We start from the raw sequence: 523 nt of genomic DNA, 5'->3' as shown, positions 1-523 counted from the left end.
GGTTCTATTGAATCACGAAAAAACCACGTAAATCTTATTCTTACCTGGATTAAGTTCTTCAACAGTCCGGAGTATGCAAACCAGAAGTTGGTAATTGCTGGTAAATGGTTATGGGATACTGAAGAGTTAGCTAAACAGCTCACCTATTCTGGCCATGTCTATGGCAGTGTTATCGTTTTGCATGACGCCTCGGATGCTGAGATCGCCGAACTGTATAAGAATTGCCGATTCACTGTATTCCCTTCACATTATGAGGGTTGGGGCCTGCCACTAGGTGAATCGCTGTCACTTGGCAAACCTTGCCTGCACTTTGATACCTCTTCTCTTAAAGAAGCTGGATATGGTATGACTGTTGCTGTTGAATATCCGAATTATAAAGAATATTACAATGAATTTAAAAAACTTATGATTGATGATGAATATTATCAGCAGAGATTAAATATCATTGAAGAGAATAAACATAAGTTAAGAAGCTGGCAGGATTTCTCATTGGACATTAAACATGTTTTTAGCGATGAGGAAA

The 523-nt window shown here is 38.4% G+C and carries 1 protein-coding gene; it reads left to right on the top strand.

Annotated elements, in window-relative coordinates; genetic code table 11:
- On the top strand, positions 1 to 523 hold a 523-nt coding region (locus SB786_RS35605), incomplete at both ends, for a glycosyltransferase (RefSeq protein WP_410731485.1).

This window comes from Burkholderia sp. SIMBA_062 (genome assembly GCF_046534765.1).
Lineage (GTDB): Bacteria > Pseudomonadota > Gammaproteobacteria > Burkholderiales > Burkholderiaceae > Burkholderia > Burkholderia ambifaria.
Note: the sequence above shows the minus strand (reverse complement) of the source record. Positions and strands in the feature narration are given on the sequence as shown.